This window comes from Leptolyngbya sp. KIOST-1 (assembly GCF_000763385.1).
GTDB lineage: Bacteria > Cyanobacteriota > Cyanobacteriia > Phormidesmidales > Phormidesmidaceae > Nodosilinea.
Window position 1 is genome coordinate 2,522,464 of sequence record NZ_JQFA01000002.1, and the last position, 24,889, is coordinate 2,547,352.

The 24,889-nt window shown below is 62.8% G+C and carries 22 protein-coding genes; 12 read left to right on the forward strand and 10 right to left on the reverse strand.

The annotated features are described in order from the left end of the window. Positions 1-260: 260 nt before the first annotated feature. A complete protein-coding gene (locus NF78_RS11190) occupies positions 261-992 on the reverse strand; it encodes a rhomboid family intramembrane serine protease (RefSeq protein ID WP_035986350.1) in 732 nt (243 codons plus the stop codon). Between the two features lie 241 nt (positions 993-1,233). Here NF78_RS11190 and NF78_RS11195 point away from each other — a divergent pair, with 241 nt between their 5' ends. Next, positions 1,234-2,607, forward strand: coding sequence for a hypothetical protein (locus NF78_RS11195; protein ID WP_052050170.1), 1,374 nt, complete (start codon positions 1,234-1,236; stop codon positions 2,605-2,607). A 47-nt stretch (positions 2,608-2,654) separates the two neighbouring features. Here the strand turns inward: NF78_RS11195 and NF78_RS11200 are convergent, their stop codons facing one another. From NF78_RS11200 to mtnA, 3 genes are all read right to left on the reverse strand, one after another. Continuing rightward, positions 2,655-3,326, reverse strand: coding sequence for a molybdenum cofactor guanylyltransferase (locus NF78_RS11200; RefSeq protein ID WP_052050173.1), 672 nt, complete (start codon positions 3,324-3,326; stop codon positions 2,655-2,657). 54 nt (positions 3,327-3,380) lie between these two features. After that, a complete protein-coding gene (locus tag NF78_RS11205) occupies positions 3,381-4,097 on the reverse strand; it encodes a hypothetical protein (protein WP_035986352.1) in 717 nt (238 codons plus the stop codon). A 106-nt stretch (positions 4,098-4,203) separates the two neighbouring features. Further along, positions 4,204-5,289: an S-methyl-5-thioribose-1-phosphate isomerase gene (gene mtnA / locus NF78_RS11210; protein WP_035986354.1), complete on the reverse strand. Its 1,086-nt coding sequence runs from the start codon at positions 5,287-5,289 to the stop codon at positions 4,204-4,206. A 202-nt stretch (positions 5,290-5,491) separates the two neighbouring features. Here mtnA and NF78_RS11220 point away from each other — a divergent pair, with 202 nt between their 5' ends. The 5 genes from NF78_RS11220 (at position 5,492) to NF78_RS11235 (ending at position 10,577) form a co-directional block, all read left to right on the forward strand. Next, a complete protein-coding gene (locus NF78_RS11220) occupies positions 5,492-7,291 on the forward strand; it encodes a GMC oxidoreductase (protein ID WP_052050175.1) in 1,800 nt (599 codons plus the stop codon). A 188-nt stretch (positions 7,292-7,479) separates the two neighbouring features. Continuing rightward, positions 7,480-9,135: a serine/threonine-protein kinase gene (locus tag NF78_RS31835; protein WP_052050178.1), complete on the forward strand. Its 1,656-nt coding sequence runs from the start codon at positions 7,480-7,482 to the stop codon at positions 9,133-9,135. Positions 9,136-9,154: 19 nt separating this feature from the next. Next, positions 9,155-9,325, forward strand: a complete 171-nt coding sequence (locus NF78_RS31090) for a hypothetical protein (protein WP_156119731.1) — start codon at positions 9,155-9,157, stop codon at positions 9,323-9,325. Positions 9,326-9,414: 89 nt separating this feature from the next. After that, the gene (locus NF78_RS11230; RefSeq protein ID WP_035986360.1) at positions 9,415-9,852 is read left to right on the forward strand and encodes a DUF29 domain-containing protein; all 438 of its coding nucleotides are present in this window, start codon (positions 9,415-9,417) and stop codon (positions 9,850-9,852) included. Between the two features lie 89 nt (positions 9,853-9,941). Continuing rightward, on the forward strand, positions 9,942-10,577 hold the full coding sequence (locus tag NF78_RS11235; protein ID WP_035986362.1) for a hypothetical protein: 636 nt from the start codon (positions 9,942-9,944) through the stop codon (positions 10,575-10,577). Between the two features lie 209 nt (positions 10,578-10,786). Here NF78_RS11235 and NF78_RS11240 read toward each other — a convergent pair whose 3' ends face one another. Together NF78_RS11240 and NF78_RS11245 are read right to left on the reverse strand one after the other, a co-directional pair. Then, positions 10,787-11,350 (reverse strand): DUF2267 domain-containing protein, encoded by a 564-nt coding sequence (locus NF78_RS11240; RefSeq protein WP_035986364.1) that lies wholly within the window; start codon positions 11,348-11,350, stop codon positions 10,787-10,789. 165 nt (positions 11,351-11,515) lie between these two features. Continuing rightward, positions 11,516-12,256 carry a substrate-binding periplasmic protein gene (locus NF78_RS11245; protein WP_052050181.1) on the reverse strand — a complete coding sequence of 247 codons (741 nt, stop codon included), beginning with the start codon at positions 12,254-12,256 and terminating at the stop codon, positions 11,516-11,518. A gap of 284 nt (positions 12,257-12,540) precedes the next feature. Between NF78_RS11245 and NF78_RS11250 the strand changes: the two genes are divergently transcribed. The 3 genes from NF78_RS11250 to NF78_RS11260 all read left to right on the forward strand — a co-directional run bounded on the left by NF78_RS11250 (position 12,541) and on the right by NF78_RS11260 (position 17,160). Next, positions 12,541-13,437, forward strand: coding sequence for a phytanoyl-CoA dioxygenase family protein (locus NF78_RS11250; RefSeq protein WP_035986367.1), 897 nt, complete (start codon positions 12,541-12,543; stop codon positions 13,435-13,437). Between the two features lie 179 nt (positions 13,438-13,616). Further along, positions 13,617-15,041, forward strand: a complete 1,425-nt coding sequence (locus NF78_RS11255) for an acyl-CoA dehydrogenase family protein (protein WP_035986369.1) — start codon at positions 13,617-13,619, stop codon at positions 15,039-15,041. A gap of 187 nt (positions 15,042-15,228) precedes the next feature. Next, positions 15,229-17,160, forward strand: coding sequence for a primary-amine oxidase (locus NF78_RS11260; RefSeq protein WP_035986372.1), 1,932 nt, complete (start codon positions 15,229-15,231; stop codon positions 17,158-17,160). A gap of 139 nt (positions 17,161-17,299) precedes the next feature. Here the strand turns inward: NF78_RS11260 and NF78_RS11265 are convergent, their stop codons facing one another. Continuing rightward, complete coding sequence (locus NF78_RS11265; RefSeq protein ID WP_035986373.1) at positions 17,300-18,049, reverse strand: creatininase family protein; 750 nt, start codon at positions 18,047-18,049, stop codon at positions 17,300-17,302. A 372-nt stretch (positions 18,050-18,421) separates the two neighbouring features. Between NF78_RS11265 and NF78_RS11270 the strand changes: the two genes are divergently transcribed. Beyond that, entirely contained in the window at positions 18,422-18,733 is a 312-nt protein-coding gene (locus NF78_RS11270; protein WP_035986376.1) for a DUF6679 family protein, read from the forward strand. 170 nt (positions 18,734-18,903) lie between these two features. Here the strand turns inward: NF78_RS11270 and NF78_RS11275 are convergent, their stop codons facing one another. Both NF78_RS11275 and tilS read right to left on the reverse strand, forming a co-directional pair. After that, positions 18,904-19,923, reverse strand: a complete 1,020-nt coding sequence (locus NF78_RS11275; protein WP_035986379.1) for a hypothetical protein — start codon at positions 19,921-19,923, stop codon at positions 18,904-18,906. Positions 19,924-20,060: 137 nt separating this feature from the next. Further along, the gene (gene tilS, locus NF78_RS11280; protein WP_035986382.1) at positions 20,061-21,059 is read right to left on the reverse strand and encodes a tRNA lysidine(34) synthetase TilS; all 999 of its coding nucleotides are present in this window, start codon (positions 21,057-21,059) and stop codon (positions 20,061-20,063) included. 199 nt (positions 21,060-21,258) lie between these two features. Here tilS and NF78_RS11285 point away from each other — a divergent pair, with 199 nt between their 5' ends. Then, positions 21,259-23,112, forward strand: coding sequence for a tetratricopeptide repeat protein (locus tag NF78_RS11285; protein WP_035986386.1), 1,854 nt, complete (start codon positions 21,259-21,261; stop codon positions 23,110-23,112). A gap of 342 nt (positions 23,113-23,454) precedes the next feature. On the opposite strand, the gene NF78_RS11290 is transcribed toward NF78_RS11285, so the two are convergent. Further along, entirely contained in the window at positions 23,455-23,781 is a 327-nt protein-coding gene (locus NF78_RS11290) for a hypothetical protein (RefSeq protein ID WP_035986389.1), read from the reverse strand. Between the two features lie 219 nt (positions 23,782-24,000). Here NF78_RS11290 and NF78_RS11295 point away from each other — a divergent pair, with 219 nt between their 5' ends. Beyond that, on the forward strand, positions 24,001-24,852 hold the full coding sequence (locus NF78_RS11295) for an ABC transporter ATP-binding protein (RefSeq protein WP_035986392.1): 852 nt from the start codon (positions 24,001-24,003) through the stop codon (positions 24,850-24,852). Positions 24,853-24,889 lie beyond the last annotated feature (37 nt).

The following is a 24,889-nucleotide window of genomic DNA, read 5'->3' on the forward strand; positions in this document are numbered from 1 at the left end:
AAACCGGTTTACCGCCAGGGCTGTTGCCAAATATTACGTATTTGTAAATTAATGTAACAATTCTTCATCCCTGCGACAAGCCCCAGGGGTTAACCCGACCCTGAAGGCTTGCAATTGCTTGAATGCCGGGTTTGATGAGAGGTATTTTGGCCGTCAAGCGCCTGTGTTGTACTCCCTCGACACGATACACAGAGGGGTGGCCAATCCCGGTGATTGGCCACCCCTACGATCGGCGTGAGATGTGTCCCTAGGGAAAGCGCCTACTCCACCCCTGGGCTGTCGGCGGAAACCTCCAGGTCGGGCTGGCTAAACAGGCCAAACAGCGGCCCCAGCAGCGCCCCAATCGCAAAGCCTCCAGCGTGGGCCCAGTAGGCAATGCCGCCCCCCTCCATGCCAATCATGGCGGGGGCACCCAGGCTGGCAACGCCGTAGATGGCCTGCTGCACAAACCAGAGGCCCAGGTAAAACAGGGCCGGTATTCTCAGCGGCAGGGGAAAAGGCCCCAGGGGCACCAGGGTGAGAATTCGCACCTGGGGAAAGCGGAAGATGTAGGCTCCCATCACCCCTGCGATCGCGCCGCTGGCCCCCAGGGACGGAATGCCTGAATCCATAGCAAAAAACCACTGGGCCAGGTTCGCCAGGGTGCCGCACAGCAGGTAAAACACCAGGAACCGGAGGTGCCCCATCTGGTCTTCTACGTTGTTGCCAAAGATCCACAGGTACAGCATGTTGCCCGCCAGGTGCAAAAAGCCCCCGTGGAGAAACTGACTGGTGACGACGGTCAGCCATTCTTCGGCGTTGACGACCGAAACCCCGGTGGTGAGGCTGGTCGAAAACTCCTGGGGCACCACCGCCCAAGCGTGGAAGAAGTCGGTCAGCCCGTAGGTGGGCAGGGTGAGTTCGTAGATAAAAATGGCGATGTTGAGCACAATCAGCCCGTAGGTGACGTAGGGCGTGCGCTGGCCGGGGTTGTAGTCTTTTAGGGGTACCACCGATGACCTCGCTTTGGCTAGAAAACGGCTGGGGACAGCCCCACTATTGCAGAGAGTCCCCAAAATTAAAATCCTCCCCTGGTCGGCCTTTCGTTCGTGGGGGCTGGTGACGACTTTCAATCGCCGGCCCCAACCCGGTAGCGCAATTTCCTAAACTGTAGTCAGGGCGTACGTCGTCAGGGCGTACCGTCAACCCCTTCGGTTCTGGCCATCCTGTCGTCTACCCGCTCCCTCCACTGCCATGACCTTCCTGTTCTCCTCCCGTGGCGTGCCAACGGCGGCGATGATGGTGGGCATTTTGCTCACCTGCTGCGCCGGACGGTCCAATCCCCTGGCTACCGTTCCCCTTGCTCCTGGGGCGGGGGGCGAGAACGGGGCGGCGATCGCCGCCCACGACCCCTGGCAGCAGGCCGTGGGCGAAGCCACCCAGGCCACCCAACTGGCCGCCACAGCTACTACCGCCGCCCAGTGGCATCAGGCGGCGGGGGCCTGGGGTCGAGCGGTGGCCCTACTGCAAGACCTGCCCGCCGATGACCCCCGCCAGGTGTTTGGCCAGCGCAAGGCGCTGGAGTACCAGCAAAACCTTTACCTGGCCCAGCGGCAGGCGGCTCAGCAGGGACTGCCCCGCGCGTTTCCGGCCCTGGGCAGTGACGTGCTCGACGAGCAGGTCAGTCTGTACCGCGCCTACGTAGCGGCTCAGGGGCCGCCCGATGTGCTGATTGTGGGCAGCTCGCGAGCGCTACAGGGGGTCGATCCCCAGGTGCTTCAGCAGGCGCTGGCGGCCCAGGGCTATCCCGGCCTGCGGGTCTACAACTTTAGCGTCAACGGAGCGACCGCCCAGGTGGTGAGCTTCCTGACCCGGCAACTCCTGGCCCCCGACCTGCACCCGCGACTGATTGTCTGGGCGGAGGGGTCGCGCGGGTTCAACAGCGGCCGCTTCGATCGCACCTTTGCCGAAATTCTCGCCTCCCCCGGCTATGCCGCCGTCCGCGACGGTGCGGTGCTCACCCTGGACGATCGAGAGAAATCGCCAGTGGCCGCCGCCAATGGTGACCCGACAGCCGCTGCCCCCCCAGCGCCCGAGTTTGGCACCATTCCCCCCAGCCCGATCAACGCCCAGGGGTTTTTAGCCGTCAACGACCAGTTCAACCCGGCAGTGTATTACCGCAGCTTTCCCCGGGTGCGGGGCCAGTACGACAACGCCTACCGCCCCTTTCGCCTGGAGGGGGTGCAGACGGTGTCCTTTGAAGCCCTGACCCAGTTTCTGCGGGGGCAAAACATTCCCCTGGTGTTTGTGAACCTGCCCCTCAGCAACGACTATTTAGATGGGGTGCGGCTGGGCTACGAACGCCAATTTCAGCGATTTTTGCAGGGCTGGGCCAACCGGGGTACCCTCACCCTGGTGGATCTGCTAGAGGAATGGCGCTGGCAGTCGCACCTGTTTGCCGACCCCAGCCACATCAACCGCTACGGGGCCCGCGAAGTGGCCCGCCTGCTGGCCGCCGACCCCCGCATTCCCTGGCCCAGGCCTGCGGCGGAGGCTGCACCGACTGAGCCTGAGGCAGCGCCGCCTGAACCTGAGACAGAGGCTGTGCCCCCTAGGTCAGAGAACTAGCACCGCTGCGCGGAATTCAAAATGCAAAGTTCAAAATTCTCAGTCCTTCACACGTCCTGAATATCCGGCCCGTGGCTGTCTGGCGGTAGCGGGGGTGGCCTGCGCTGCTGCCACTGCTCCAGGTCGGCGGGGGTGTTGAGGTTGGCCAGCATGGCGTCGTTGACCTGGGCGATCGGTAAGACCGGGTGCTGGTGGAGCCAGCCCTGCAGCGATCGCCCCGAAGATGCGATCGCGTACTGCCGCAGCGACTCCAGGGCCGTGGCCCGGTAGAACCCACACAGCGGCTCCCAGCGCTGCTGACGCTGGGGCAGGTAGGCCAGGTAGGGCGAGGGAATGGCGGCCAATTCGGTGCGCCAGGTGGCCAGGGTGGTTGCGGATAGGTTGGGCATATCGCAGGCCAGCACCAGCACCCAGTCGGGGCTACCCCCAGGCCGATTTTGAAACCAGCTCAGCGCCTGAACCAGGGCCACCAGCGGGCCTGGAAAGGTTTCGGGCAGCTCCGGCAGGGGGTGCTCTGGGATGAACTGCACCGAGGCGGGCAGGAGCGGGCGGTAGCGATCGCCCCAGGAGGTGACCACGTACACCGCGTCGGCACCGGCGATCGCTACCCGGCAGGTGCGCTGAATCAGTGTTTCAGACCCCAGCGAAATCAGAGCTTTGTCGCGGCCCATGCGCGAGCTGCGCCCCCCGGCCAGCACCACCGCCGCCACCGCTGTCATCGCGGTCCCTCGCCGTCCACCATCGCTCTCAAAGTCAATATCCGGCTCAACCGGTCACACTTTGCCCTTTACCCCGCCGCCCAGGGCCACCCGGCGCAGCCGAGCGGTCTCAGCCTCGGCCAACCCCTTAAAGAAATAAATGACCCCAGTCAGCCCGGCCAGCACCATGTAAAACAGGCGAATGCCCACCCCGGCACCGTCAAAGACCATGGAAAACACCCCCGGCTCAATGCCGCTGAAGCGGGTTAGCTCGGAGCGAAACCACTTCTGGTCTTCGGCCATCCGCTCCAGCTCCTCAACGGAGGCGGGCAGAATGGGCATGCGGGTGGTGGTGGTGTAGTACCCCCAAAACCCCTGGCTTCCCCCCTCGCGGCTGAGGGCCTGGTTGGCCAGGGCGGTGATTTGCTGGCGAGTCAGCGTGGACTGGGCGGTGAGCTGGCCGAGCCACAGCTGGTGCCGCAGCCAGTAGCTGCTAAAAAACACCAGGGGCAGGGCGACCAGCAGGGCGATCGCCTTGATTCCCAGGGGGGTCTTGGCCGACAGGTGGCGGGTGGCGCTGCCCAGCCCAAACCCCAGGAAGGCAAACAGCACAATCACGCTGAACTCAATGATCTCCAGGCTTTTGAGCCAGCCCCCCAAAATCGGAATGGGGTGCAGAAAAAGCTCCGCCGCCCAGGTGACTAAAAACCGCGCTCCGATCACGGCAGCAATGACGACGAGGACCGTCAGCAAATACCTGGCAACGTTGGCGGGGGGGCGCGGGGTGGGCATGGCTGGGCGAGGGGAAACGGGATGACGAGCAGCGGTTCCCCCTAATCATAATGATGCAGCGCCAGAGAGCGCCGTTTGCTCCAGAAAAGTCAACGCTCCGGTGGCCCTACGCCGTTTGCAGTTCCCCCAACCGATCGGGGATAAAGGCCCCTTTTTCGGTCACGATCGCGGTGATCAACCGGGCCGGGGTCAGGTCAGAGGCGGGGTTGTAGACGTCGGCCCCGCCGGGAACAACGGTGACCTGTTGCCCACCCCGCACTGCGGTCTGGCTGTAGCCCAACTGGTAAATTTCTTCCGGCGGGTGCTCGGCGATCGCCATCCCCTCTCCCGTGGCCACGCCAAAGTCGATCGTGGAAATCGGGGCCGCCACCAGGAAGGGGAGCCGGTGGGCCTGGGCCAGCACAGCCAGGCTGTAGGTGCCGATCTTGCTGATCGTGTCGCCATTGCCGGCAATGCGATCGGCCCCGGCCAGCACAGCGTGGACGAGCCCCTGCTGCATGCAGTGGGCGGCCATGCTGTCGGTAATCACCGTCACCGGAATGCCCTCCTGCACGCATTCCCAGGCGGTCAGCCGCGACCCCTGAAAGGTGGGGCGAGTTTCGGCGGCGTAGACCCGCTCCAGGCGACCCGCCTGCCACAGCGATCGCATCATGCCCAGGGAGGTGCCATAGCCCGAGGTAGCTAGCGCCCCGTGGTTACAGTGGGTCAGCACCGTGAGCTTGGCTGGGGAATTGGGCAACACCTGCAGGCCAAAGTCCCCAATCGCGTGGCAGAGGCGAAAATCCTCGGCCTGCATGGCCTGGGCCTGGGCCAGCAGCTGCACCCTCAGGGCCTCGATCGAAGCAGTGGAGTGGTGCACCACCCTCAGCATGGTGTCCACCGCCCACTGCAGGTGGGCCTTGTCGGGCCGGGTCTGCTTAAACTGCTCGCCAATCGCCTCGATCCGCTCCCAAAAGGCGGTGGGGTCGTCAGTCTGAATTTCGGTGGCCCCCAGGTAGAGGCCGTAGGCCGCCGCAATGCCCAGGGCAGACCCGCCCTGCACAATGCCCGACCGCAGCGATCGCACCACGTCGTCGCAGCGGTGGATCGACACAATGTTGTACCGCTCTGGCAGCTGCCGCTGGTCAATCAGCACCAGGTGGTCGTCTTGCCAGAGCACGGGGTAAACGTGGGTATCGCTGGGAGCAATCATGGCAGCTCTAGGGAAATAGGGGGCAGGCAGGCATCCCATGCCCTTCAGTATGGAGGTTTCTTCGCCGCTGTCAATTCATCCCCGCCCCTGCAGGGAAGGTTTTAGGGCGGCCATTGAACACGATTGATCACGATCACAATCCTCTGTCCGGAGCATAGCTGATCCCCGCTGGAGGTTAAAGCGACACCCCAGGAGAGCCACTATGTTTACCCTGCGCTTTGCCACCGTTGACTACCGCCCCGATCGCCAGATCACCCTCCGCACCAACCTGGACAACTGGACCAAAGATATTCCCGGCCTCTACGAAAATGGAGCCTGGCGCTTCGAGCTGCCCGTTGCCCGCTACGGCGGCGGCTTCACCTTCAAGTTTGTGCTGGAGCGCACCTACTGGCAAACCGGCCCCGACCTGTTTCTGCAGCCCGTGCCGGGCGGCGACTACTTCTATGCGGCCCCCACCGTCACCTTTCCGCCCCTGTCGGAGCTGGTGGTGGAAAATCCCCACGTGCAGCAGCAGTTCTTTCCCCCCAACCTGGACGAAAATCGCCTCTACGACGTGATTGTAGTGGGCTCCGGCATTGGCGGCGGCATTCTGGCCGACCAGCTCTCTGACCTGGGCCTGGATGTGCTGGTGCTGGAGGCGGGCAGCTACCTGTTCCCCACCCACACCGCCAACCTGCCCCGCCAGCACCGCGTCGGCCAGTTCGACAAGCATGTCTGGAACCTCTACGAACGCTTCAAGGTGCAGAACTTTGCCAACGGCTTTGGCTCCACCTTCGACGGCGGTCAGGCCTTCAACCTGGGCGGCAAATCGATCTTCTGGGGCGGCCTGATTCCCCGCATGGCCTGGTGGGAGCTCGATCGCTGGCCCCGCAGCCTGCGCTGGTTTCTGGAGGGCGGCGGCTACCAGCAGGCCGAAGACCTGATGAACCGCGTGCCCCTGCCCCCCACCCCCTACCGCCGCCGCGTCAAGCAGTTTCTGCGCCAAACCCTGGCCGAGTTCACCGCCTTCGACGCCCCGATGGCAGTGCAGTACTCCAACCCCCAAGACCTCAGCACCGTGCCCACCGGCATGTTTTCCACCGCCGACCTGCTCACCGAGTCGATGCTGACCGATGGCCCCCAGGGCAACCAGCACCTGTTCATCAACCTCAACCACCCCGTCAGCCGGGTGGAGACCCAGGGCAACCGGGTGAGCCGCGTGGTGGCCTACGACCTGATTGCCCAGCAGGAGCGCAGCTACCAGGGGCGGGCGGTGGTGCTCTGCGCGGGCACCGTCGAAAGCGCCAAAATTGCCCAGCTCAGCGGCCTGGCGGACCCCACCAACAAAATTGGCGTCGGCATTACCGACCACCCCATCTACTTCACCCACTTTGCCCTGCCCGCCACCGCCGACCTCTACGACCCCAACAGCACCAGCAAAGTGCTGCTCCAGCCCAACGATGGCCCCACCCGTCCGTACAACATCGTGCTGGAGTTTGGGGCCGACTTTAACCAGGGCCGCTATGTCGATCTAGCCCTGCTGGAGCGCCACCGCCGCGAACGGGGCAACGTCATGCTCTGCGAAATTGTGTTTTTGATGGATGCGCCCCTGATGGAGCAAAACACGATTCAGCAGGCTGGCCCCGCCTACGCCAGGCCCGTCGTGCAGATGCAGCCCAGCCCCCTCGGCGACCAGTACTACGGCGCAATGAGCGCGCTCAAAGACCAGCTGATCGCCGCTTTGGGCGGGCAACCCCTGGTCAACAACGACCTCAGCCTCAGAGTCGCCGGGCTGGGCGGGGTGGCCCACGAGGTCGGCAGCCTGCGGATGAGCGGCGAAACCCCAGACGGTCAGTCGCTCAACGATGGCGTGGTCGATACGGACCTCAAGTTTTTGGCCTACGACAACCTCTACGCCTGCGATCTGTCGGTGTTTCCCTCCTCGCCAGCAGCGAACCCCACCCTGACCCTGGCCGCCCTGGCCATTCGCCTGGCCGAACACCTGCGAGAGGTGATCGGATAACCACTCCCCAGACCCTAGACCTACCATTCCCGACCCCAGGAACTTATAGACGACAAAATCAGTCAGCAGAAGCTTGGCTGGGCTTGTCTCAGCTTGGGGTTTTGCGGCTGAGCGCTACCCCAGGGGGGGTAACGGCCTCCCCTCCCTACCGTCTATAGTTCATAGATTGACAATTCCTGCCAATGACTATGACCGCTTCGTCCCGCAACTTTCCATCCGAGTCGAAACCGCTGGGGGGCCGTTACCGCCTGCTGCAGCCCCTGGGAGTCGGGGGCTTTGGGCAGACCTTTAGCGCCCAGGATTTGCACCTGCCGGGGCATCCGATCTGCGTGGTGAAGCAGCTCCAGCCCCAGGTGAGCACCCCTGAGGAGTTGCAGACGGCGCGGCGACTGTTTGATACCGAGGCCCAGACCCTTTACCGGCTGGGGTCGCACCCGCAGATTCCGGGGCTGCTGGCCCACTTTGAGGAAGATCAGGAGTTTTACCTGGCCCAGGAGTATGTCGAAGGGCACGCCCTGACCGAGGAGTTGGGTACGCCCTGGAGCGAGGCCCAGGTAACGGCTTTTCTGGGCGATTTGCTGGGGATTTTGGCTTTTGTGCACGGCCACGGTGTCATTCATCGCGACATCAAGCCGTCGAATTTGATTCGCCGCGCGGGCGACAACCGCATCGTGCTGATTGACTTTGGCGCGGTGAAGCAGGTCAGCAGCCAGGCTACCGCCCTGCGATCGCACCTCAGCCACACCATTTCCATTGGCACCCAGGGGTACATGCCCAGCGAACAGGTGGCGGGGCGGCCCCAGTTTAGCAGCGACATCTATGCGGTCGGCATCCTAGGCATTCAGGCTTTGACCGGGTACCCGCCCACGGAGCTGCACCCCGACCCCCACAGCGGCGAGCTGGAGTGGCGGCACCTTGCCACCAAGGCCCACCCGGCCCTGGTGGAGGTGCTGGATACCATGGTGCGCTACGACTTTCGCACCCGCTACACCACCGCCGCCGAGGCGCTGGCGGCGCTGCGGAGCCTGCCCCCGGCCCTGAGTCGGTACGTACCCCAAGCGGAGATAGCCGCCCTCGGCCAGTTGCCCAGAACCACCGTCCCCACGGTGGCGGTCGGGCGACGACGCGACACCCGACTCACCACCCAGGCTGCGGCCCCCCGGACCTCGGCCCAGGCTCTGGCTCGACGGCGAGATTATTCCCCGGCGTCGCCCTGGCTGCCGCTGGTGGCGGGGGCGCTGGCGGTAGGTGTGGCGGCGATCGCGGCCCTTGTGGGCTGGCAGGCCTGGCGCTCAGCCTCTTCCCCCGAGGCCGAAACCCCGATCGCAACCACCGCCCCCGCAGACCCCGATCCGGTGGAGGCAGCGCCTGAGACCCCTACCCCGCCCCCCGCTGCCGCTGAACCCGCCGCCGAGCCCGAGGCCGAGGCCGAGCCCCCGGCCACCCCAGAACCAGCGGCGACCACCGCTCCGTCCCCCGCCGAGGATGCCCCTGCACCAGCCCCCGCCTCTGACCTCACCCCAGAGGCGGCCCAGGCGACGGTCAGTGCCCTGTACGGCTACGTCTCGAGCCAGGCGTGGGATGCGGCGCGATCGCAGTTTGGCGGTTCCCTGGCCCAGCAGTTTGACCCCGGATTTTTTGCCCAGTTCGATCGCGTCTCGGTGGAGAACCTGCGAGTGACCGGGCAAACCGCCAACACCGTGGAATTTTTGGGCGAGAATACCTACGTCTACCCCGATGGCTCCACCCAGCGCGAGCAGCGCAGCTTCACGGTGCAGATGCAGGACGGTCGGCCCCGCATTGTGGCCTCCAGCTTTAGGGGGGTGGTGCAGCCGCGTCGCTAGCGTTCTGGATGAGCGGTGGTTGGAGCGAACGCGCCAGTTTGCCATGCATGCGATCGCGCAATACCAGCGCCAGAAGGAGCGCTACGGGCTGGGGCGCTACAGCCTGTGGACGGGCGATCTGGGCCTGGCCGTCTACCTGTGGCACTGCATCACCACCGAGGCCGACCTGCCCGGCTTAGATGTTGTGTAAAATTTGGAGAATTGACGACACGCCCTGGCGCTAGCCGTGCCCGAAGGGCTATCCGCACAGCAATGCACCGCACAGGAATTGAGTGAGCCGTGAGCGACGCCTACTCAACTGATTTTAGCCAATGGACCCGCCAAACCGCCCAACTGCTGAGGGAGCGGCGCTGGCAAGACATTGACGTGGCCAATTTGATCGACGAGGTGGAAGATTTGGGCAAAAGTGAGCGACGGGCGATCGCCAGCCAGCTGACCCGCCTTCTACTCCATCTGCTCAAATGGCAATATCAGCCCCAGCGCCGCTCCGATAGCTGGCTCGACTCCATTACCGACGCTCGTACCCAGATTCACTTGGCAATTCAGGATAGCCCTAGCCTCAAGGGCTACCCAGCGGAGCAACTCGCAGACTGCTATCGCCGCGCCCGCCATCAGGCTGCCACCCAAACAAAGCAAGAGCTTTCGGTGTTTCCAGCCACTTGTCAATATGCTTTGGACCTGATTCTGGCCGAAGACTGGCTCCCAGAGGGCTATTGACGGCAAGCGGGCAGCGGCGTTGCTGAGGGCAGGTATGATGGGTCCCACTACCCACGCTCTTTTTGTATTGCCAATCACGTTTAAAACCCATGATTAAGATGTTTCGCTGTTCCGCACTGCTGCCCCTGGGGCTAACCCTGCTGCTGACGACAGCCGCCTGCACCCGTACCCCAGAGGCTCCCAATGCCGAGGGTACCAACCCTGTGGTCACCGATCCGGTGGATCCGGCCCCGGTGGACCCCGCTCCCGCTGACCCGGTGGAGGATACCGAATCGCTGCTCTCCCTTTCGGGTGAAGGGCTGCAGCTGGTAGGGGACCAGAGCGGTTCAACCGTTACCCTCGCCTTTGGCACCGAAATGACCGTGGTGGAAAATGCCCTCACCCGGCTGGTGGGGGAACCGATTGAGTCGGGGGAAAACGAGGAATGTGGCGCGGGCCCGCAGGTGATCACCCAGTGGCCCAACGGGCTGGTGCTCCATGCCGCCAATGGCGAATTTATCGGCTGGTCGGCTCGCCCCGCTACCGACGCCACCCTAACCACCCTGTCCGGCATCGGCATCGGCTCAACCCTCGGTGACTTGGAGGCGGTTTACACTGTGGACGTGTTCGAGAGCACCCTGGGAACCGAATTTTCCACGGGCGACATGTCTGGTCTGTTGAGTTCTGCCGCACCCGATGCCACAGTCACCAATCTTTGGGCGGGTACCGTTTGTAACTTCCGCTAGCCTCTAATCTTTTAATACCGAATCCTAGCTGAACAAACCCGCTTTGTAGGGGCGTAGCGTGCTACGCCCCTACGGGGTTCCTGGTTATGAATCGGGGTTTACCAAATCGGATTTCCTATAACGCCTGGGTAGTCAAATCCAAACACAAAAAAGGTGCTGCCCCAGTTTGGGGCAGCACTTATCCAAAAATGAGCGTGAGGGTTAAAACCCTAGGCCTGCTGCCAGAGATCGAGAACTTCGCCCTCGGGCATCCAGGTAGCAATTTCCTGAATTCGCTCCTGCGATAGCTCGGCTTTGGTAGCAGAAAAAACGGCCTTTACAGCCTGGCTGCGGACGGCATATTTGTCCTCTTGGGGTCGCTTGAGACCGCCTTCGTTTGCGACCCGAAACATGAAGCGATCGGAGTCAATTTTGAAGATGCCAGGGCCTTGCCAGGGTGGACGAACCCGGCTGAGAAATCCCACCAGGGGATTGGTATCGCGCCACAGTTCAACCACATCCATATGCAGGGACTTGTCGTTGGCATTGGGCAAGGTGTCTTCGTTTTTAAGTTCTTTAGCCACGCGATCGGCGGCTTCCGTCGTCATCAGATCGCGCATAACGCGAAAGACAATTTCGGTAAAGTCGCGAGCGTCGTAAACATCAGGAAAACCACCTTCGGTGGCGACTTTCTCCAGAAAGGGGCGATCGCGATCGGCAATTTCAGGGCGGGATGTCTGAGCATTAGCAGGCTCACCACCCGACGGATTATTGGCTTTGGTAGCATCTACCATGCTTGTTTCCTTTACTGGTTAACAGCAATAAGCTTCTGAACCAGGTTAAGAAAAATTACGCCAATTCCTTTCCTCCACAGGGATGGACTTGCGCAGGTCAAAAGGTAGAGATTGTTAACAAACCGCGCAAGTTCAAGGGCTGTGGACAGTCCAGTCTAGAAACCATCAAAACGGGAAAGGTTTCCAGGGAATCCACTCGGCCCAGAGGTTGGCCATGGTGCCGTCGGCCAGGGCAGCGGCGATCGCGGCATTGAGGGTGGCATTCAGCGTGGGGTTCTGTTTGGGGGTGGCGATCGCAAAGGGCACCCGCGTCGGCAGGGTAAAGGCAATTTCCAGCGAGTCGTCATCCTCAGCAGCCACCACCAGCACCAGTTCGTCGTCGATCAGGGCGTCGATATCCCCCGCCCGCAGGGCCGCCAGCATCTCCGGCAGCACCTGGTCGCTGCCGGGGTAGGGCACCGCCTTCGCCCCCGGGAACCCCTCTACCAGCGCGATGTTGGTGCTGTCCGCTAGCCCCCCCACCCGCTTGCCTGCCAGGTCGTCGATTGAGGTAATGCCCCTGCCTTTTTTCACCAGCACCGCTTCGTCAAACAGGCCATAGGGCTGGGTAAACCCTACGACCTGGAGGCGGGCGGGGGTAATCGCCTGGTTGAACCACACCACGTCGTACTGACCGGTACTCAGGCAGGTGTAGAACTCGGCCATGGGCAGGTTGTGCCATACCGGTGTCAGCCCCAGGGATGCACAGATGGCGCGGGCCAGTTCGGGTTCGTAACCGGTGCGGTGACCGTCAGGGGTCAAAAAGCTCATGGGACGGGCATCGAAGTCGCTGGCGGCGATGTGGAGAATTCCAGACTCAACGGTCAGACCGCTTAGAGATTCAGCAACGGGTAACGGAGGACACATAATCTTTGGGGGGAGAACTTATTATGACAAGTACATCCGGCTCCCCCGGTTTTGTCAACAAAGTCGTGCTCGATTCGGCCTGGTGAGTTGGTGAAACCTAACGCTGGATCTAGCCTGTTGGGTTCCGCTAGCGCTCCACCCAACCTACGACTTTGCTCCAGCTGATCGCTCCCGTAGGGTGGGCATTGCCCACCACATCTGGATTCTTGTCAATCAACCTTCTCCTAAGGCCAGTCAAGTCTCTCCCGTTCCTGTGTTTCCTGCACCCAGACCATCTGTTTGCAATGGACTATCAACCGATTCAACTCACCCCCGAGCAGATTCAGCAGTTCCAGGAGGACGGCTTTTTGATCCTGGAAAACTTTCTGCCGTCCGACTACGCCCAGCGCCTAGCCGATCGCCTGGAGCCCATGTTCCACGGCGAGTTTGAGACCGGCATTTTCCCCGACGAGTGGCACTGGCGACCGCGCATGAGCCTGCCCGACATCACCCGCGAAATCTGCAACGGCTGGAAGAGCGATCGCACCATCGCCAGCCTGGTGCTCTCCTCAGAAATTGGTCGCCTCAGCGCCATGCTAGCTGGGTGGGACGGGGCCAGAATTGGCCAGGACAGCCTGTGGATGAAGCCGCCCAATGCCCAGGCGATCGCCATGCACCAGGACGGTGTCTACATCGACTACCTCAACCCCGCCGAGATGATGACCTGCTGGGTCGCCCTAGACCGCGCCACCGCCGCCGACGGCACCCTGGTCTATGCCAAGGGCTCCCACAAATGGCCGATTTCCAGCGTTGAAGGCGAGTTCCATGCCCCCACCAAGGACTACCGCTGGGCCATGCTGCAAGCGGCAGAGAATGCGGGAGTGACCGAACCCGAGCTGGTTGTGGTCGATATCCCCGCCGGGGGCTGCGCCTTCCACCATGGGCGCACCTGGCACGGCCTTGGCCCCACCACCCGCACCGAGGGTATGTTCCGCAGCATTGGGTTGCACACGATTCCCGCCAGCGCCCAGTTCCACCCCACCAACCCCCAGGGCTACATCTACGGTCGCTACAAGCGGGTGGGCAATACAGAAATGGATGAGAGTTTTTTCCCCATTCTCTGGCGCGAAGACGGCTACCGCAGTCCGCACCTAGCGGAGTATTGCAAAGATCCGCTGGGGGCGGCGATGGCGATCGCGTGATGACCTTAAATTCCGGTCGCTGAGCTTGTCGAAGCGTGGATTGGTGGCGTAGTACCCCGGTGGTGGGTTACGGCCAGGTCTCAAGCGATCGCCAACCCCACAGTTATCTAAGGCCTAACCCACCCACCCATCCACCCTCCCACCCGCCAACCCATCCACCCCCCTACCCATCCACCCCTATGTCCACCAAAACCTGGAACGGTCTCCCTTTTACCGGCCTCAGCGAAGACTTCGACCCCCAGTGGCTGCTGACGCCCGAGCAGCAGGTGCTTCAGTCAAAGCTGATTGAACTATGCGCGGCGGTACTCAGGCCCAATGCGATCGCCTCCGATCGCGGCCTGATCTACCCCCGCGAGAATTTCAAAGCCCTGGCTTCCCTGGGGTTGCTCAGCCTGTTTGTGCCCAAGGAGTGGGGCGGCCTGGGGGAAAACCACATTTGCGCCGCCATGGTGGTAGAAACGATCGCCCGCTACGGCTGCCCCAGCACGGCGATGTGCTACACCATGCACCTGGGGGCGGTGGCGGCGGCCCTGTTCCGCGCCCACGACAGCCCGGAATTGCAGGGTTTGCTGAAGCGGCTGGACAGCGAGGTGCTGATCGGCACGCTTTCCTATTCCGATCCCGAGACGGGCTCCCACTTCTGGTACCCCGTTTCGTCTAAGGCGACGGCCACCCCCGATGGCTGGCAGGTGAACAAAAAGGCGTCGTGGACCACCTCGGCGGGGTTTGCCGACTGGTACATTGTCCAGACCACCAGCCCCCACTTCAACGGCGATTTCTCTGACCTGTCGTGCTTTTTGATCTACGCGGAGGAAGTCCAGGCCGAACCCCACAAATGGGACGCCCTGGGCCTGCGTGGCAACCAGTCGGGCACGCTGCTGGTGGATGGGGTGACGGTACCGCGCGATCGCATGGTTGGCCCCGAAGGCGACGGCACCGCCAGCAATGACGAGATCGTCGATCCGTTCTTTTTGCTCTGCTCGTCGGCCTGCTGGAACGGCATTGCCCTGGGGGCGATCGACATTGCCAGGGGCCACGTCACCCGCAAAAAGCACGTGGATGTGGGCATGCGGGTAGCGGATTATCCGACGATTCAAGACTACTTCGGTGAGGCGATCATGGACACCACCGCCTGCCGCATGTTCACCTTCTCCATGGGCCAGCTGATGGATCAGCTCACCAACGGCTGCGACTGGGCGATCCACGCCGATGTGACGGCCCTGCCCCGCGCCGCCTACCTGCACTGGTACTGGCAGATCAAGTTTGAGGCCGCTAAGAATGTGGCCCACGTCTGCGACAAAATGCTCCACGCCTGCGGCGGTTCCGGCTTCAAAAAAGACATGGAGATCGAGCGCTACCTGCGCGACGGCAAGGCGGGCTGGGTGATGGGGCCGACCAACGAGGTGCTGCGCCAGTTCGTTGGCAAGTCGGCCCTGCTGGGCTTCGACGCACTTGACTACTGGAACCAGTCGGTGAACGAGCGGGTGCTGCACAACGAGCTAAAGAAAATGGACGCCGATGCCAAGCGCAAGCTAGCCGAGGCGCTGCTGGCGGATCTGGAGGAGGCCGAAAAACCCACCCCGATTCCCGTCGCCGCCGCGTAGCGTACTTTCCGCTGCCCCAGAACTCGGGGTTCTGCGGTAAACCCACATCCTCTGGCACGCCCGAGAAGAACCCCGAGTTCTTTCCTCACGGCCTTCTCCATCCTGCCTCTTTATCCCCCGTACGGGCGCACAGCCGTGCGCCCCTCCCCCCCAACGCCAACCCAACTACCCCACCGGAGCGTATCCCATGACCATTGCCCAAGAGCGTCCTACCACTGTCTCCATCGCCCACCCCCTCGAACCCCTTACCCCTGGGGAGATCGCCGCCGCCGTCGCCATCCTGCGCCAGGAAAAATCCCTGGGGGCCAGCACCCGCTTTGCCACCGTCACCCTGAACGAACCAGCCAAGGAAACGGTGCTGGGCTTCAGGCCGGGGGATGCGATCGTGCGGGAAGCCTTTGCGATCATTCTCGACAACGCCACCGCCCAGACCTACGAGGCGATCGTCTCGCTCACCGAAGGCACCGTGATCTCTTGGAAACACATTCCCAATGTGCAGCCGCCGATCATGCTGGATGAGTTTTTGGAGTGCGAGAATGCGGTCAAGGCTTGCCCAGAGTTCATTGAGGCGATCGCCAAGCGCGGCATCACCGATACCAGCCTGGTGATGGTTGACCCCTGGTCTGCGGGTAACTACGGCGTTGCTGACGAAGAGGGCGTGCGCCTCTCCCGCGCCCTCTGCTGGGTGCGGGCCAACCCCACCGACAACGGCTACGCCCGCCCCATCGAAGGCGTCATCCCCGTGGTTGACCTCAACAAAATGGAGGTCATCCGGGTCGAAGACCACGGCGTGGTGCCCCTGCCGCCCAACTCCGCCAACTACTCCCAGGAGTACATCAAAAACTTCCGCACCGACCTCAAGCCCCTGGAGATCATCCAGCCCGAAGGCCCCAGCTTCACCGTCGAGGGCCACCAGATTTCCTGGCAGAAGTGGAAAATGCGCATCGGCTTCACCCCCCGCGAGGGGCTGGTGCTCTACACCGTCAGCTATACCGACGGCGGCGAAGAGCGGCCCATTCTCTACCGCGCCTCCCTGGCGGAAATGACCGTGCCCTACGGCGACCCCCAGCCCCACCACTACCGCAAAAACGCCTTTGATGTGGGCGAGTACGGCGTCGGCACCCTGGCCAACTCCCTCAAGCTGGGCTGCGACTGCCTGGGCGAAATCCGCTACTTCGACGCCTTTATGACCAACTCGCGGGGCGAGGTGGCCCAGATCGAGCACGCCGTCTGCCTCCACGAAGAAGACTTTGGCATTCTCTGGAAGCATGTGGACTGGCGCACGAATGAGACCGAGGTAAGGCGATCGCGCCGCCTGGTGGTTTCCTTCATCGCCACCGTGGGCAACTACGAGTACGGCTTTTTCTGGTACTTCTACCAAGACGGCACCATTCAGTACGAGGTCAAGCTCACCGGTATGCTCAGCACGGCGGCTTTCCCCTCCGGCGAAGTGCCCAAGTACGGCACCCTGATCGCCCCGCAGCTCTACGCCCCCGCCCACCAGCACATCTTCAACGTGCGGATGGATATGTGCATCGACGGCATGCAGAACTCGGTGTATGAGGTGGATGTGGAACCCGAGGAAGACGAAACCCTCAACCCCTACGGCAACGCCTTCTACGCCAAGTCCACCCTGCTTACCACCGAACAGCAGGCCCAGCGGCTGATCGACCCCATGAAGGCCCGCTACTGGAAGATCGTCAACCCCAACGAGACCAACGCCGCGGGCTACCCCACCGCCTACAAGCTGATGCCCGGCGAAAACACCCTGCCCCTGGCTCGCCCCCACGCCAGCGTGATCAACCGCGCCACCTACATGACCAAGCACCTGTGGGTGACCCCCTACGCCCCCGACGAGAAGTTCCCGGCGGGCGATTACCCCAACCAATCGCCTGGGGGTGAAGGGCTGCCCAAGTGGACCGAGGGCGATCGCCCCGTGGACAACACCGACTTGGTGGTGTGGTACACCTTTGCCCACACCCACATTCCCCGCGCCGAAGATTGGCCGGTGATGCCCACCGCCTATATTGGCTTCATGCTCAAGCCGCTGAACTACTTCGACGAAAACCCCGCCAACGACGTGCCCCCGGCGGCTAGCAAACACAGCTGCTGCAACTAAGGGGGGAGACGTGCTTCCAGTCGCCCTGAGGTACAAAATCGAGTGTTTTTTCGATCTCGATTAAGGACTGGGCTTTGGTTTTGTTGGTCCTGAGGTTATGCCATCAGGACCAACAACGATGCTATCGTGCGTCGTATCCTCACTCCGCCGCCAAAAAGGCCAGATAGTCGCTGGTTAGCTCTTTCACCGCCGCCTCGTAGAGCTGCTGCCCGTGCTCGGGGGTGGCCAGGGCGGGATTTGAACCCATACGGCCATCGGGGTAGTGCTGGCGAAAATCAGTAGGGCTGTAAATGGCGTGCCCTCTGGGGGCAACCTGCGGCTCCAGGGGGGCGTGCTTGATGAAATCGGGATAGGCGTACTGGGTCAGGGCCACCTCGCTGGGGGTGGCGTGGGAGCCCTCCTGGTCGCCGTATAGATCCTTGGCCAGGGTATAGACCGACTGGGCCATAAACCAGTTGGCCGTCTTGCAGCGTACCCGCTCAGCGTTGGGAATGCGATCGGCGGCCAGGGCACTGTAGGTTTCGGCAAAGGCGGCCTTGAGGGTGGCGATGTTGCCGCCGTGGCCGTTGATAAAAAAGAAGCGGGTAAAGCCGTAGCGTACCAGGGGGGTGAGATAGTCCTGAATCAGCGCGATCAGGGTGGTGGGGCGCAGGGTCATGGAGCCGGGAAAGGCCGTGTGGTGCAGGGCCATGCCGACATTGATGGTGGGACCAACCAGGGCCTCGGCAGCGTCACCAACCCCTTTGGCGACGACTTCAGCACAGATGGCGTCGGTGCCAATCAGGCCGGTGGGGCCATGCTGCTCGGTTGAACCAATCGGCAGAATGATGCCCGTCGATCGGGTCAAATAGGTCTCAACTTCAGGCCACGTACAGAGGTGGAGCAGCATAGGGCAGGGCGGCAAGGGCTAGGGTTTCACTATAGCGCTCACGTCTGGCCTCGTAGGAGGGATGATTGTATGACTGGTTACACTGTGGGGATAGATTCACTGATAAGAGAGAGGTGGTGCGCAGCCTGCCCCAGGTGATTAGGCTGACGGGTTCCCTGGGAATATTAAGGTACAGACCCAGAATTAGCTAAGATCATGAGCGACGGATCATCTACCCAAGGGCTGAAGCGTAAGTTTATTGGGAGCCATACCAATCCACGGCACCAAACCAAAGCCGCCACCTGAAATGCTGCCCAAGAGCAGCCAGAGACCGCTCCTGTTCGCCATCTGGGCGATACGAGCGTTGATGTTACCTGTGAAGGAGACGCGACTATGCTACACCGCAAGATCTATCAACTCTGTTGTGATGGTCAAGATGTGTGGATTTTTCTACGGGATCAACAGCGTTGGATTGAGCGGGCCAAAATTTTAGACATCGAAGGGGACCTGGTAACCTTCCGCTACGAGACGGAGGAAGACGACGAGATTTGCTCCTGGGAGGAGATGGTGCGCCTGGAGAGCATTGGCGCTGTCACCAAGCGTCTGGCGGCGGTACCCCGGGGCGATGTCGAACTCCACGTCTCTGAGGATTGCCCCGAAACCGAGCAGCTCAGCGATCCCTACCCAGAATCAAACGCCGACTAGGGTAGCTATCCATGAATGAATCGATGGCCCACGAAATGAATCGATGGCCCACGAGCATTGGTTCGGGGCCATTCGAGGTTACACCTTCACCTGGTTTTTGACTTGGGCATAGCAAGCCTAATGGGGGAGGGGTTGCAGCCAGCCCTGAGAACAATCCACGGAGGACGAGTTCAATTGGGTGGCCCGCTGGGGTCTGCGAAGGTGTTGATATAACCATTACCTGTGTAGACGCCCGGGGGGCGGGGGGCCGAGAAGGGCGGTGGCACAGGCTGGGGCGGCAGGGTGATGCTGGGCAGGGTGCCCGGTGACCCTGCGGGCGATCGCACCTCTACACTCCCGGCGGGTGCCGTTACCGGAGCACCGAAATCGAGATTGAGCCCGGCTGGGGCGATCGCTTCAGTCTGGGGTGCCGTTACCCCTGGGGCTGGCGCGATCGCCGCTGGCGGGGTGTAGCCCGTTGTGCCCGGTGGCGGCGACATCTGCGGCGTGGTGCGAATAAAGCGCTGATCAACTCCCGGCAGGCTCCCTTCTACCATCCAGGGTAGGGGCGTCAGCCCGCTGGGTGCCTCTTCGCCAGGGGCGCTGGCCTCTGCCCTGGGCACCCCCACGGGGTTTGCACTGGAGGCTGGGCTGCTGCTGCCACTGAGTCGTTCGGCCAGAGCCTGCTGAAGCGGGCTGGGGGGAAGTGCCGTTGGGGTAGCGGGGGAGAGGCCTGGTCGCTGGCCCGCCGCTGGTTCGGTCCCGGCCTCGACGCTGGGGCTAAAGCGAAACCGATGGCGCTCCAGGTACTGGGCGAAGGGGCTGGCGGGTGAGGTTTCTGTAGAGCCTGGTGGGGGGGGCTGAACGGTGGCTGGGGGCAGAGCCAGACGGTCGGGGGCGGCGGGTTGTTCTAGTGCTGTGGCGGTAGTGGGCTGCAGCTGGTTGAGCAGCAGAGCCAGGTTGTCAATTTCCGCCAGGTCGGCCAGATCTTCACTGGACAGCGCGCCCAGATCGGTGCCGGGGGTGAGGGTTGGACTCTCGGTGCTGCCGTTGTACCGGCTGCGCCACTCGGGATGACGCAGGTACTGGGGCACCACCACCGCCCCCAGCCCCAGTGCCGCCAGGATGCCCCACACCGCCGGACGCCGGAGGGGGCGGCTGACGGCCTGGAGGCGCACCAGGCGATAGCGTATAGCGGGGGGAAGGGCCATGGTCGAAGGGCGGGTGAAGCGGCAACGCCTTTTATTTTAGAACCTCCTTTAAAACCTCTCATCCACCATTGCTAAACCCAGGGCCGCTGCCCATGCTCATCCTGGGGCCGGTCGGCCTGTATCTTCAGGATCCCCACTTACCGACTCACCTCTACCCAATCCCCCTGCACTACCGCAATCGCTCCACCGGGGAACGGGTCGCTCTGGCTGCCGTTGGGGGCTACCAGCAGGGCCACCAGTTTTTCCACGTGGTCAAAGCCCACCTGGGCCACCGTTGCCTGCTGGAGCACGCGCCGCAGCACCCGTCGCTGTAGAGCCAGGGGAGCCGCCCTGAGGGGCGATCGCTGAATTTTCCAGCCTCCGCCGTCGGTGGCCGGGGGCGTAACCGCCGCCGCGTGGAGTTCCGCCGCCAGCGTTTCCAGTAGATCGACCTCAGCGGCCAGGACCTCCGCCGTGTGGGCCAGGGTCATTTCTAAGCCTGGGTTGAAGTGCGATCGCAGGTAGGGCAGCAGCTCCAGGCGAATGCGGTTGCGGGCGTAGCGGGTGTCCTGGTTGGTGGCATCCTGCCAGACGGGAAGGTCGAACTGGCGGCAAAATTCCCCGGTTTGCTGGCGGGTGAGGGCCAGCAGGGGGCGCACCACAGCAACAGCGCTATTGGGCGCTAGGGGCCGCTGCCAGGCCAGGGCCTGCAGGCCATCGGTGCCGCTGCCCCGCAGCAGATTGTAGAGCAGGGTTTCGGCGCGATCGCTAGCCGTATGCCCCGTCGCCACATGGGTACAGCCTGCTTGTGTCGCCACCTCGGCAAACACCCGGTAGCGCCACTGGCGAGCGGCGGCCTCGGTGGCGCAGGGGAGCTCAGCGATCGCCCGATGGCAAGGAATGCCCCACGCCTGGCACAGCTCCTGCACAAACTGGGCGTTGGCCCCAGAGTCGGCCCGCCACTGGTGGTCGCAGTGCACCACCCGCAGCGACCAGCCCCACCTGGGCCGTAAATCGACCAGCAGCCTGAGCAGACAGAGCGAATCTTGACCGCCCGAAACCGCCGCCAGCACCCTTGCCCCCTGGGGCAGCAGGGAGCGGTCTTTAAGCTGTTGATGCACCGCCGCGTGGGTGGTGCTCCAGGAACCGCCGCCCATGCCCTAACCCGCCACCTAGAGGATTGAACGTCTGTTTTTCTAAGCTACCCTACCGCCGCCGTTTCGCCAGGTTTGGCCGTCAACGCCCCTCCGGATGGGGCTGAATCTCCCAAAAATCTGTGGCGCCAAAAATCTGTGGCACACTTGGGGCAACGGCACCTTTTTGCATCTCCGCACCCTTTGAACGGCATGGCGACCCATGGCTCAACCATACCAAACGCTCATCGACGATATTGTGGCCGCAACCCTCAAGGGCAAAATTCAGTCGAAGCAGCAGGTTTACCGCATGCTGCAGGCCGGGGTAGAGCCGGGCAGTGGGGAACTGTTCGAGCGAACCCTAGCCGCTACCCTGGCCGCCCTGGAGCCGGATTTGGCCCCCGGCGATGACGAGTTTAAACACGCCAAAGCCGTGCGTAAACACCGGGCCCTGCGGACAATTCAGGGGGAGTGGCAGCGCTGGCAGGCCGACAACCAGGCGACGGCGGTGACGACCGGGGTAGCGGCAGAGATCGTGAATGCGCCTCTGGAAGACCGGCTGTTTCAGCTGGTAGCAGCCCTTGACCCCAACCGGGACCATCCCCTATCGCGGGAGCAGCTGGTGCAGCTGGCCCAGGGGCTCAAGCAGGCCCCGGAGCCCGCCGAGGCGGCCCCCGCCACCGAGGCCGTCCCCGCCCTGGCCACCCTGGCCGATGGCCTGGAGCAGGGCCTGGCCGCCTGGCAGCAGCTGGAGGGTGAGGTGGTGGGCTGGATCTACGCCCAGGGGCAGCAGATTGGCTTTAGTCAGCCGGGCGATCGCCCCAGCCCCTGGCAGCACTGGGGCCGAATTGTCAGTCAGCCAGCCCTCAAGCGCCTGTTTGAGGACCTGGCCCTGCACCAAACTGTGACCGCCGCTGGCGTGCCAATGCCCCTGGGCGTGGCTGATTGGGTCGCCTGGGGCGTAGTCTTGCAGCGGCTGCAGCTGGCCCTGGTCAACTGGTTCGATCGCCAGCCCTACGACCCCCAGGCGGGCAAGCGCCTCTCCATCGCCACATTTCTCACCTTTGCCGTGGTCTGGGGCCAAATTTCTAACCGCCTGGGCGAACAAGGCCAGCGCCCGTTGGCCAGGGGATCGTTTCAGCTGGTGCTACAGGGGCTGCGCCAGTTCGCGAACCAGAGCTACTTTCCCCTCTACGGCGGCCTGTTCACGGCCCTCTCTGGAGAACCCCTGCGCGCCCTGCTCGACTACCTCGATCGCCCCCTCCAGGACGTGGCCAATACCGCCGTCAAAGCCCGCATTCTGACCCTGCTGGGCTACTCCCAGCGGGCCCTGGGCAACTACCGTCAGGCCCAGCGCTTTCACCAGCAGGCCCTGGAGGTGGCCCGCGAAGCCAACGACATGCCCTGCGAAATCGCCAGCCTCAACCACCTCAGCCGCACCTGCGTGGCCCAACAGGACTTTGAAGCCGCCCAGGGCCACAGCCAGCGAGCGTTGATTCTGGCTCGCCAGAGCGGCGATCGCATTGGTCAGGCCAACGCCCTGGCCAATCTGGGCTACAGCCAGGTGGCCCAGGGACAGACGCAGCTGCTCGAGACCGAACAGTACGAAACGGTACTCAGCTACCTGGAGCAGGGGCTAGCCCTCTCGGAGCAGGTGGGCGATCGCCCCAGCCAGGCCCTCTGCGCCAACAGCCTCGGCATCGCCCAGCTCAAACTGGGCCAGTACCGAGCCGCGATCGACTCGCTCCAGCAGGGGCTTCAGGTCGCTCAGGCGATCGGCGATCGCTACCTGATGGCCTCCAACTTCGCCCACATGGCCGCCGCCCACCAGGGGGACGGCAACCTCGAGCAGGCCGTCCTCACCGGCTGCCTGGGTATGTACCTGCTGCACCAGATCGACTCCCCCGAATGGCGACAGCCCGCCGCCCTGCTCAGCATCCTCTACGGCCAACTCGGCCCCGACACCTTCGAGGGCATCCTCGCCGACCACCGCCGCCAGTTCCTCGCCGTCATCGGCGTCGACGGCTACGACTTCTTGCAGCCGCTTTTGGCACGGTATCGGGAGTCGCTGGAGTAGGGGGTGTGTGGGTGTGTGGATGTATGGGTATGTGGGTGCGTGGGTGCGTGGGTGTGTGGGCGGGTGGATGAGGGAATAAGGAGTGCAGGGTTGAGTGTCGCCTACAGACCCATCTGCAGAACAGAGGTTTAAACCGATGATCAGCCAATCCTTTCCGTTGGGTCCAGGGCGGCGGCACGGCCCTGGTCGAGGGGGTCTGGGGGCAATCGAAACGCCCCCAGCGGTAGGTTTGGCTTTGAACCGTAATCTTCGTACACAGCGGTTGATGTGAGCCATAGACCTTGCACTGGGCGAACCACCGTTCGCCCCTACGGTGGCATGGGGCATCGCGCGGATGGCCCCCTACGGTTGTTCGTCATCGTCATATTCATCGGCGGCGATCCAGGTGCTGGCGGGACGCAGCACCTCCGGAATTGCCACATCGTCGGTAAACTCCAGCACCGTCTCCCGGTAGCCCAAATACCCCGACTCCATAAACGTCACCAGCATGCGCCCCAACGCTGGCCACACCACATCGGCAAACTCCCAGTCGTGGTTAAACCCCGCCCGGTCGGCGATCGACCGCAGCGCCCAAAAATAGCTGTTGCGCACCACCGAACCTGACTTTTTGTAGGCAGGCACATCGTTTTGGTGCAAATAAAGGATGCTGTGGTCAATGTGGGCACGCATGGGCAGTTTTGGATTTTGAATTTTGGATTGGCGATTTTGGATCAGGCTAACCCCCAGGGCTGAACCTTCGCCAGCTCACAATTCAAGCAACTGCATGACCAGGGTTAGTTGGGTGCTAGGGTAAGACTATTCACATTATGTTACAGATGGTCTGGAGCCAGGGCCGATTCGCCTGACCTCGATCGCTGTAACCCTTACGGTTGGAGCTTACCAGTCGCTATGCCTGCTGCGGTTTGCCTGCGAAACGTCCACAAAGTTTATAACGGGGTCGATGTGGTTAACGACCTCTCGCTCACGATCTCTAACGGAGAAGTGTTTGGTCTGCTCGGCCCCAACGGTGCGGGCAAATCGACGACTATTCGAATGGCCACCACCCTCACCCGACCCAGTGACGGCCATGTCGTAGTAGCGGGCTTCGACGTCGTCCGCCAGCAGCTTGACGTCCGCCGCCAGATTGGCGTGGTACTTCAGCAGACCAGCGTCGATGGCGACATGACCGTGTGGGAAAACATGGAGTTCCACGGACGCATGCACCATATTCCCAACCCCCAGCGCCGTACGGCTATCAGCAACTGGCTGGACTATGTCGAACTGGCCGATCGCCGCGACGACAAGGTCAAAACCCTCTCCGGCGGCATGAAGCGGCGGCTGCAAATCGCCCGCGCCCTGCTGCACAACCCCAAAATTCTCTTCCTCGACGAGCCCACCGTCGGCCTCGACCCCCAGACCCGCCGCCGCCTGTGGGAGATCATTCGCGGCCTCAACCAGCAGGGCATGACCATGCTGCTCACCACCCACTATATGGAAGAAGTCGAGTATCTCTGCGATCGCATCGGCATTCTCGACCAGGGCAAGCTGATCGAGCTGGGCACCCTGGCGCAGTTTCGCCACCGCCACGGCCAGGGCATTTTGATGACCCAGCAGGGCGATCGCTGGGACTACCAGTTTTTCCCCACCCTGGAGGCCGCCAACGCCTACCTCGACCAGCAGCCCGACAAAACCGGCAAAATGACCCGCCCCTCCAACCTGGAGGATATTTTCGTCGAGCTAACCGGGCGCAACTTAGACTAATTGCGACCCCAGAGATCAGCCTTCAAGAACGGTGCAT